Source organism: Bacillus paramycoides, assembly GCF_001884235.1.
GTDB classification, from domain to species: Bacteria; Bacillota; Bacilli; order Bacillales; family Bacillaceae_G; genus Bacillus_A; species Bacillus_A paramycoides.
Genome location: NZ_MAOI01000010.1, coordinates 19489 through 29064, shown reverse-complemented (window position 1 = coordinate 29064; position 9576 = coordinate 19489). Strand labels below are relative to the sequence as shown.

Below are 9576 nucleotides of genomic sequence, written 5' to 3'. Positions count from 1 at the left end.
GAAGCCACCGAACATTCTAGCCGCTGGAGCTGGATAACAACTTAAAGCGGAAGCGGCTCGTTCAGAGTCGCTTCTTTTTATGCAGTGCTCAAACATGATGGTGCATGGAATTATATCGGCGATTTTTCAAATATATCGGCTTTTCCACAAATAGTGACAATGTTAGCACCCCCTCCTCTACTTTTATCACTATATTACAATCCCTTTTATGTTAAAATATAGAAAACACCCTTTAGTAAACAGATCCAAAAAGCTTTTCCAAATTCATCATTTACTACTTAAATGGCGGGAGTGGTTCAGTTGAAAGACTACTTAATTCGGGCATTTTTCGCGTTAATAACAGTTGGGATTCTCTTACTTATAGCTAATATTTTCAACATACATGTCGAGGTTAAAGACTATCCTTTCCTCATTGTTGTAGCTATTGGTGGCGGTTGGGGTGGCTGGTACCTGTATAAAAAACAAAGTAATCAAAGTGATAAAGGCATTCCAAAGTAATATGGAATGCCTTCTTTTTATTGCCGCCTATAATAAATAATAAAATTCAAACCGCTAATACAACCAATTCCTATAAACATATAAAAAGTCTGTGGATCTCCAACAAGACCATATTCATCAACGATAAAGCCCTCCATGAAGAGTGCTATCGCCGAAACACCAATACACAATATAGAAATAAACCAAAGCGAAAATTCATTAATCAGCTCTTTCTTCTGTCTTAAAACAATTAGCATAGCAAGAATAGACGCTGCTAAAATGCTTTTAAAAACCGGACGCAAGTACACAAACTCTTCCATCTATTTCTCCTTTCCCAAAACATTACATTTCAACATTAACATATTTAACCAACTCAAAAACACATGCCTTTTTACGATAAAAAAGACATGTGTTTCTATAAAAATATACTATGATAGTTGTTTCCACTTCGTCCCCAAAACAGGACGCTCGTAATTTTGTATCTTATGAATTAATTCGTCTGCCGTCTCAGCTGAAACGATTAACTCTTTATTCGATGGATTCATAAAGCCTTCTTCAGCTGCACGATTAACCATTTGTAAAATTGGTCCGTAAAAATCTTTAATGTTTAATAAACCAACCGGCTTATTATGTATACCAATTTGTGACCAACACACAACTTCAAATAGCTCTTCAAACGTTCCGTATCCGCCTGGTAATGCAATGAAAGCATCTGCAAGCTCTGCCATTTTCGCCTTACGCTCATGCATCGTTTCTACTTCAATTAATTCTGTTAATCCTGTATGAACAATTTCACCGCGGAATAAACCACGCGGCATAACACCCGTTACGCGTCCACCTAAGCGAAGAACTTCGTTTGCTACTTCTCCCATTAATCCAACGCATGAACCACCGTATACAAGCTCATAATCGTTCTCAACAAACATTTTTCCTAATTGAATTGCCTGCTCTTTAAATTCTGGTCTCTCCCCTAAATTTGAACCTGCAAACACACAAATCTTTCTCATTTCCACACCCCGAAACTATATATTGTCATGATACAATGAATATTGTACAACATATTGAAGGGATGAGGAAGAAATGGATATCGTTGCATTTCAAAGATGGGTTGAGGAATTTTACGAAAAACGGAGCTGGTCTCAGTATAACTCCTTTATTCGCTTAAATTTCTTAACTGAAGAAGTTGGGGAAGTTTCACGCGTTGTGCGTGCAATTGAAATTGGTCGTGATCGTCCTGATGAACAAACGAAAGGACAAGAGGAATTAAGGTTAGAATTAAAAGAAGAACTTGGGGATGTTCTTGCGAATCTTATTATTCTCTCGCAAAAATATGATTTAGATTTACAAGACATTATGGAAGCACACGTCACAAAGCTTTCGAAAAGGTTCGAAGTGAATAAATGAGAATATTATCAATTATGATATAATGTTCTTGTCAAAATCATAAGGAGGATTTTATGTTATCCAAAAAATTGCACGACGCACTAAATGAACAAATGAACTTTGAATTTTACTCTGCCCACGCTTACATGGCAATGGCTGCTTACTGTACAGCCGAAAGCTATGATGGCTTCGCTAACTTTTTCCTTGTCCAAGCTGAAGAAGAGCGTTTCCACGCAATGAAACTTTACAACTATATTAATGACCGCGGCGAGCGCGCTATTATTACTGGATTCGATAATCCTAACAACGAATATGAATCTGTATTAAACGCTTTTGAAGTCGCACTTGAGCACGAGCGTGAAGTAACGAAACGTATTTATAACTTATCTGATATCGCTTGGGATGAGCGCGAACACGCAACAATTACGTTCTTAAAATGGTTCGTTGACGAGCAAGTAGAAGAAGAAGCTTCATTCGATAGCATCATTCAAAAATTAAAGCGTATTACAAACGATTCAAATGCACTATTTATGCTAGATGCTGAATTAGAGAAGCGTACATTTACGCCTCCGGCTGAATAACAAAAAAAGCAATGAGCCCGCGCTCATTGCTTTTCTTAATTTATTAAAGCATAACCCCAACGATAATCGCTGATAATATACTTACTAACGTTGCACCGTATACAAGTTTTAATCCGAAAGAAGATACAACGTTTGCTTGTTTTCCATCGATACTCTTCGTTGCACCTGCGATAATTCCGATAGATGAGAAGTTCGCAAATGATACAAGGAAGATTGATAAAATACCTACTGTACGAGCTGATAAGTCGCCAGCTACTTTTCCTAAATCAAGCATCGCAACAAATTCGTTTGTTACTAATTTCGTTGCCATAATTTGTCCTGCTTGTAGCATCTCTGATGTTGGAATACCCATTATGAATGCTAATGGTGAGAAGATATATCCTAAAATGCTTTGGAATGTGATTCCGAAAATTGAATCGAATACACCGTTAATTGCTGTAATTAATGCTACGAAACCGATTAACATCGCCGCTACTGTTACAGCGATAGAGAAACCAAGCATAATATATTCGCCTAACATTTCAAAGAATGTTTGTTTCTTATCTTCTTGTAATTCTAAAATATCGTCTTCTTCTTTTACGTCATATGGATTAATGATGTGAACGATAATGAATCCACTAAATAAGTTTAGTACAAGTGCTGTTACTACATATTTTGGATCAATCATTTTCATGTAAGAACCGACGATTGACATCGATACTGTTGACATTGAAGATGCACATAGTGTGTATAAACGATTTTTCGGTAATTTGCTTAGTTGGTCTTTTACTGTAATGAATACTTCACCTTGACCAACAATTGCAGCCGCTACTGCATTATATGATTCTAATTTTCCTAAACCGTTAATTTTACTTAATACGAAACCGACTGCACGAATGATAATCGGTAAAATTTTAATATGTTGTAAAATCCCGATTAATACTGCTAAGAAAATAATCGGTAATAATACTGTTAAGAAGAATGGTGCTTGTCCATCGTTTGCTAGACCACCAAATACGAAATTAACCCCAGCTTCCGCAAATTTTAAAATAGCGCCAAATCCATCTGCAATCCCTTTTACTAATACAAATCCGACCTTTGTATTTAGTAAGAAATACGCAAGTACCAATTGAATAACAAGCATAACTGCAATTGGTTTATATTTAATTTTCTTACGATCTGAACTGATAAGGAAACCTAGTACAAACACTACAAGTAAACCGACTAGAAACATTACTAGTTTCATATGTGAATCCTCCACTTCTCCCACGAGTTATTGGTCGTATAACGTATAACGAATGACGTCTGACCATTGATGTTAAAAAAATTTAAAACCCCTAAATACTATTCAACTGTCACCTAAAATCAGTAAGCGTTTACATAAATTGCAATTTATAAAAGGTAGCCTCTTCTCTCCTACCGTATTGAAAGTCTGAAATTGATACCACCTACAAATCAAATTGTAAGCGTTATCTAGACGAAATGCAATATAAATTTTAAAAGATTTTTATATGTTAATATATTCCTAACTAATTGGTTTTTTTATGTAAAATTACCATAAAACAATAGCCCTAACTATGAGCTAGGGCTATCCTTTTTTATAACATAACACCAACGATAATCGCTGATAAAAGACTTACTAGTGTCGCACCGTATACAAGTCGTAATCCAAATGATGAAACAACGTTTGATTGGTTTTCATCAATTCCTTTCGTTGCACCTGCAATAATTCCGATAGATGAAAAGTTCGCAAATGATACAAGGAATACAGAAAGAATACCGACTGTACGAGCTGATAAATCACCAGCTGCTTTTCCTAGATCAAGCATCGCAACAAATTCGTTCGATACTAATTTCGTTGCCATAATTTGTCCCGCTGTTACCATTTCTGATTGCGGGATACCCATTACGAACGCTAATGGTGAGAAGATATATCCTAAAATAGCTTGGAATGTAATACCGAACACTGAATCAAACAAGCTATTGATTGCTGTAATTAATGCTACGAAACCAAGTAACATTGCTGCTACCGTAATCGCAATCGTGAAACCAAGCATAATATATTCGCTCAGCATTTCAAAGAATGATTGCTTTTTCTTATTTTCTAACTTTAGTGTATCCTCTTCTTCCGTAATATCGTACGGATTAATAATATGAATAATAATGAAACCACTAAATAAATTTAATACAAGTGCTGTTACTACATATTTTGGCTCAATCATTTTCATATAAGAACCAACGATTGACATCGATACTGTCGACATCGAAGATGCACATAGTGTATATAAACGATGTTTCGGGATTTTACTTAATTGATCTTTTACTGTAATGAATACTTCTGCTTGTCCAACAATTGCAGCCGCTACTGCATTATATGATTCTAGTTTTCCTAGACCATTTACTTTACTTAACAAAGTACCAATAGCACGAATAAATATCGGTAAAATTTTAAAATGCTGCAGAATTCCGATTAATACCGCAAAGAATACGATTGGTAATAACGCCGTTAAGAAGAATGAAACTTCTCCCTTATTAACAAGACCTCCAAATACGAAAACGATTCCAGCTTCCGCATATCCAAGAAGTGCCCCAAATCCATCCGAAATTCCTTTTACTAAAATATAACCAACTTGTGTATTTAATAAGAAATACGTTAACGCTAACTGAATAACAAGCATAACCATGATTGGTTTATACTTAATCTTCTTTCGATCCGCACTTATAAGAAAACCGAGTACAAATACAACGAGTAATCCTACAAGAAACATAACAAACTTCATTAATAAAATCCTCCATTTAACTCTTCTTTAATGTTGAACGTCTGACAACTCGAAATAAGAAATAATCCGAACTTTCCATTTATCCTCTCAAACCATTAGTCGGATATGAAAGACCATAAAATCTCTTGTCCCAAAGCCATTTTCCATTCTAACACAAATTACAACTCACATCCTCATATTTCTCTAAAAAATTACGTTTCATTATAAAACCCTCATTAATGTTCGTCTTTTACCTCTACACTCCGTTTATTGCTATAAAAAAAAACGAGCATCAAATTTCTTTGATACTCGCCTTTTTATTATACTGCTTTTTCTTTATCTGCTACTGCTGGCTTGTCCCAGCACTCTGTATTATTCAAACCAGGAATAGATTCCGCATAAAAGACTGGATCTTTCCCTTGTTTCTTTTGCTTTACGTAATCTGATAATGCAGCGAAAGCAAATTTAGAAAGGAATACAATTGCAACTAAGTTAATAATAGCCATAATACCCATGAATAAATCTGCTAAATCCCAAACAATTTGAATTGTTGCTACAGAACCTAACATAACCATACCAAGTACAGCAATACGATATGCTGTTAATAAAACTTTACTTCCATTTAAGAATTCAATATTTGTTTCACCATAATAGTAGTTACCCACTAATGAACTGAATGCAAACAAGAAGATTGCAACTGCTACAAATATAGAAGCCCACGGTCCGATATGTTGACTTAATGCTTGCTGTGTTAATTGAATTCCATTTAAATCAGCCGCATTATGCACATCTGATAATAAAATAATAAATGCTGTACAACTACAAATTAATAATGTATCTGTAAATACCCCTAAAGTTTGAATGAAACCTTGTTTAACTGGGTGCGTTACGTTTGCAGTCGCAGCTGCATTCGGCGCACTACCCATACCTGCTTCATTTGAGAATAATCCACGTTTTACCCCTAGTAAAATCGCAGCTCCTAATCCTCCGCCTACTACTTCTTTAATTCCGAAAGCATGTAAGAAAATTTCTTTAAATACATACGGAATTGCCGTAATGTTTGTTACAACAACGAACAATGCAACTGCTACATATATAATTGCCATTACTGGAACAATCATTTCAACTGCACGAGCAATTCGCTTAACCCCACCGAAAATAATGATTGCAAGTAAACCAGCCATAACAACACCAACAAGTCTGCTATCTGTTTTAAATGCACCATCAAAAGCTGCTGCTACAGTATTAGACTGTACAGCGTTAAAAATCAATCCGAAACTTACTGTTATTAAAACAGAGAAAATAGCTCCAAGCCAGCGCTTATTTAATCCCTTTTCCATATAATACGCTGGACCACCTCGGAATGCATTTCCATCTTTTACTTTATAAATTTGCGCTAACGTGCTCTCTACAAATGCAGAAGCACCCCCAATTACAGCGATTAACCACATCCAAAATACAGCTCCTGGACCACCCGCCGAGATTGCAATAGCTACACCAGCTAAGTTACCAGTACCTACACGAGAAGCTGTGCTCATACAAAATGCTTGGAATGAAGATACACCACTTTTTTCTTTTTGCGCTTTTCTTGTTTTCGAACTCGCTCCATCCCCAAGCAAGCGAATCATTTCACCGAAGTAACGAACTTGGACAAATTTCACACGAAATGAAAAGTAGAGCCCTAACCCAATTAACATCGCAATAATGATATATGACCAAAGAATATTATTTACATCCCCAACCACCTTAGCTAAAAAATCCATAATTGCACTCCCCTCTTCTACCAATAAGAAAATTATATTCTAAAAACTTTTAGCAATCAAGAATTTTCGACAAAAATGTAAGGTTTTATCACACTGTGATGTTAACTTTCCTAACATATGTATTTTTATAAAAGCTATAATAATGTTCATCTTTTACCCTTTACATCATTTATTACAACAAAAAAGGCGAGCATCGATTTTCTCCCGATGCTCGCCTTTTTATTATACTGCTTTTTCTTTATCCGTTACCGCTGGTTTATCCCAACACTCTGTGTTCGTTAAACCAGGAATAGAATCTGCACTGAAAACTGGATCTTTCCCTTGTTTCTTTTGCCTTACATAGTCTGCTAATGCAGCATACGCAAATCGTCCAAGAAGTGTAATCGCAATTAAGTTTGTGATTACCATTAGACCCATGAATAAATCTGCCATATTCCATACGACTTGAAGCGTCGCAACAGAACCGAATAATACCATTCCCACTACCGCAATACGATAAATCGTTAACCAAGTTTTGCTTTGTTTAATGAATTCAATATTCGTTTCACCATAATAGTAGTTTCCTAGAAGTGAACTGAAAGCAAATAAGAAAATAATAATCGCTAAAAAGCTACTTGCCCATGAGCCAATTTGTGAACTTAATGCATTTTGTGTTAATTCAATACCTTCTAAATTTGTCGCTTTATACGCACCAGAACATAATACGATAAATGCTGTTGATGTACATACTAAGAACGTATCTACTAAAACACCGATCGTTTGAATAAAACCTTGTTTCGCTGGATGCGTTACATCAGCGGTTGCTGCTGCGTTCGGCGCACTACCCATACCTGCTTCGTTCGCAAATAATCCGCGCTGGATACCATATTTCATCGCAGCACCGATACCGCCACCTACAGCTGAATCTAAACCGAATGCACCTTTAAAGATTTCTGTAAACACATCTGGTAGTAAATAGAAGTTTTTAATAACAACGAAAATAGCTACTGCAATATAAATAATTGCCATCGGCGGAACGATCATTTCTGACATACGCGCAATACTTTTCACACCACCAAAAATAATAATCGCGACTAATGCTGCAAGTACAATCCCTACAATATAACGCTCAATACCGAAAGCATTTTTAAATGCTAACGTAACTGTATTTGCTTGTACTGAGTTAAAAATTAAACCGTAACTAATTGTGATTAGAATAGAGAACCAAATCCCCATCCAACGTTTATTTAAACCTTTTTCCATATAATAAGCAGGACCACCACGGAAGCCACTGCCATCTTTTATTTTATAAATTTGCGCAAGCGTACTTTCTACGAAACTTGAAGACGCCCCGACAATCGCAATAACCCACATCCAAAATACAGCTCCAGGTCCACCCATAGAAATAGCTAGCGCTACACCAGCTAAGTTTCCGATACCAATACGAGCTGCTGAACTCATACAGAAAGCTTGGAATGATGATACGCTTCCTTTTTTACGTGTCTTACCAGTTAACCCATCACTCATTAATCGAAGCATTTCCCCTAAATGAGTAATTTGTACGAATTTCAATTTAATAGAAAAATAAAGCCCTAAACCAATTAACATTGCAATAAGAATATATGACCAAAGAATTGTATTCGTTGATGAAACGAATTGTTCTAAAATATTCATACAATTAACCCCTCCTTTTCTCCATAAATCGAATTATATTCAAAAAATATTCAAAAATCAACATTTTTCGACATCTCACGACTTCCAAATATTAGGTTACTCAGCAGGGTTATGTTGTTTTTATGACTTTACTTTTACTAGCTGTACATACTAAAACAAAAAATAAATTCATAAACACCCCCATTGACAAAAACAGCAACCTGTAACTATAATGATTACATCAGGTTGTAACAAACCTAATTACACTAAATTCATTCATTTTCACATATACACTTTAATAAAACACTTTGGAGGGATTTATTATGAAAATCGGAATTATCGGAGCAAGCGGAAAAGCAGGAAGTCGTATTTTAAAAGAAGCATTAGATCGCGGACATGAAGTAACTGCCATCGTAAGAAGCGCTGCAAAAATTACAGAAGACAATGTAAAAGTTTTAGAGAAAGATGTATTCAACCTTACATCTAATGACCTACAAGCATTCGATGTTGTTGTAAATGCATTCGGTGCTCCAGCGGGTGAAGAGCACCTTCACGTAGATGCAGGAAACGTACTAATTGAAGCACTAAAAGGTGCACCAAATACAAAATTACTTGTAGTTGGCGGCGCTGGAAGCCTATTTGTAGACGAAGAGAAAACAACACGTGTATTCGACACACCAGGATTCCCAAAAGAATACCTAGCAACTGCGCAAAACCAAGGAAAAAACTTAGAAATCTTACAGCAAACAAACGATATTACTTGGACATTCATCAGCCCTTCTGCACTATTCGCATTAGGAAAACGTACTGGCTCTTACAAAGCCGGCAAAGACAACCTTCTTGTGAACTCAAAAGGCGATAGCTACGTAAGTTACGAAGACTTCGCAGTCGCAGCAATTGATGAAATCGAAAATCCAAAACACGTAAACGAACGCTTCACAGTAGTTTCTGAAGCTGAGTAATAAAAAAGCTCGTAAACATTATGTTTACGAGCCTTTTTTA

The 9576-nt window shown here is 35.9% G+C and carries 10 protein-coding genes; 4 read left to right on the top strand and 6 right to left on the bottom strand.

From position 1 onward, the window contains the following. The first annotated feature begins 300 nt into the window (after nt 1-300). A complete protein-coding gene (locus BAU28_RS01285; protein WP_071717483.1) occupies nt 301-498 on the top strand; it encodes a hypothetical protein in 198 nt (65 codons plus the stop codon). A 17-nt stretch (nt 499-515) separates the two neighbouring features. Here BAU28_RS01285 and BAU28_RS01280 read toward each other — a convergent pair whose 3' ends face one another. Both BAU28_RS01280 and BAU28_RS01275 read right to left on the bottom strand, forming a co-directional pair. After that, nucleotides 516-797, bottom strand: coding sequence for a hypothetical protein (locus tag BAU28_RS01280; RefSeq protein ID WP_071717482.1), 282 nt, complete (start codon nt 795-797; stop codon nt 516-518). 108 nt (nt 798-905) lie between these two features. Beyond that, a complete protein-coding gene (locus tag BAU28_RS01275) occupies nt 906-1484 on the bottom strand; it encodes an LOG family protein (protein ID WP_071717481.1) in 579 nt (192 codons plus the stop codon). Between the two features lie 73 nt (nt 1485-1557). Between BAU28_RS01275 and BAU28_RS01270 the strand changes: the two genes are divergently transcribed. Continuing rightward, a complete protein-coding gene (locus BAU28_RS01270) occupies nt 1558-1881 on the top strand; it encodes a MazG nucleotide pyrophosphohydrolase domain-containing protein (RefSeq protein WP_071717480.1) in 324 nt (107 codons plus the stop codon). 53 nt (nt 1882-1934) lie between these two features. Further along, nucleotides 1935-2441, top strand: a complete 507-nt coding sequence (locus BAU28_RS01265; RefSeq protein WP_002174129.1) for a ferritin — start codon at nt 1935-1937, stop codon at nt 2439-2441. A 43-nt stretch (nt 2442-2484) separates the two neighbouring features. On the opposite strand, the gene BAU28_RS01260 is transcribed toward BAU28_RS01265, so the two are convergent. The 4 genes from BAU28_RS01260 to BAU28_RS01245 all read right to left on the bottom strand — a co-directional run bounded on the left by BAU28_RS01260 (nt 2485) and on the right by BAU28_RS01245 (nt 8595). Continuing rightward, complete coding sequence (locus BAU28_RS01260) at nt 2485-3666, bottom strand: NupC/NupG family nucleoside CNT transporter (protein WP_025148260.1); 1182 nt, start codon at nt 3664-3666, stop codon at nt 2485-2487. Nucleotides 3667-4018: 352 nt separating this feature from the next. After that, the gene (locus BAU28_RS01255; RefSeq protein WP_071717479.1) at nt 4019-5200 is read right to left on the bottom strand and encodes a NupC/NupG family nucleoside CNT transporter; all 1182 of its coding nucleotides are present in this window, start codon (nt 5198-5200) and stop codon (nt 4019-4021) included. 299 nt (nt 5201-5499) lie between these two features. Then, complete coding sequence (locus tag BAU28_RS01250) at nt 5500-6942, bottom strand: alanine/glycine:cation symporter family protein (RefSeq protein ID WP_071717478.1); 1443 nt, start codon at nt 6940-6942, stop codon at nt 5500-5502. A gap of 222 nt (nt 6943-7164) precedes the next feature. Continuing rightward, nucleotides 7165-8595: an alanine/glycine:cation symporter family protein gene (locus BAU28_RS01245; RefSeq protein WP_071717477.1), complete on the bottom strand. Its 1431-nt coding sequence runs from the start codon at nt 8593-8595 to the stop codon at nt 7165-7167. A gap of 302 nt (nt 8596-8897) precedes the next feature. Between BAU28_RS01245 and BAU28_RS01240 the strand changes: the two genes are divergently transcribed. Next, a complete protein-coding gene (locus BAU28_RS01240; RefSeq protein WP_071717476.1) occupies nt 8898-9536 on the top strand; it encodes an NAD(P)-dependent oxidoreductase in 639 nt (212 codons plus the stop codon). Nucleotides 9537-9576 lie beyond the last annotated feature (40 nt).

Coding starts and splice junctions, on each gene's coding strand:
- BAU28_RS01280 (WP_071717482.1), bottom strand. CDS start 797: ATGGAAGAGTTTGTGTACTTGCGTCCGGTTTTTAAAAGCATTTTAGCA.
- BAU28_RS01275 (WP_071717481.1), bottom strand. CDS start 1,484: ATGAGAAAGATTTGTGTGTTTGCAGGTTCAAATTTAGGGGAGAGACCA.
- BAU28_RS01270 (WP_071717480.1), top strand. CDS start 1,558: ATGGATATCGTTGCATTTCAAAGATGGGTTGAGGAATTTTACGAAAAA.
- BAU28_RS01265 (WP_002174129.1), top strand. CDS start 1,935: ATGTTATCCAAAAAATTGCACGACGCACTAAATGAACAAATGAACTTT.
- BAU28_RS01260 (WP_025148260.1), bottom strand. CDS start 3,666: ATGAAACTAGTAATGTTTCTAGTCGGTTTACTTGTAGTGTTTGTACTA.
- BAU28_RS01255 (WP_071717479.1), bottom strand. CDS start 5,200: ATGAAGTTTGTTATGTTTCTTGTAGGATTACTCGTTGTATTTGTACTC.
- BAU28_RS01250 (WP_071717478.1), bottom strand. CDS start 6,942: ATGGATTTTTTAGCTAAGGTGGTTGGGGATGTAAATAATATTCTTTGG.
- BAU28_RS01245 (WP_071717477.1), bottom strand. CDS start 8,595: ATGAATATTTTAGAACAATTCGTTTCATCAACGAATACAATTCTTTGG.
- BAU28_RS01240 (WP_071717476.1), top strand. CDS start 8,898: ATGAAAATCGGAATTATCGGAGCAAGCGGAAAAGCAGGAAGTCGTATT.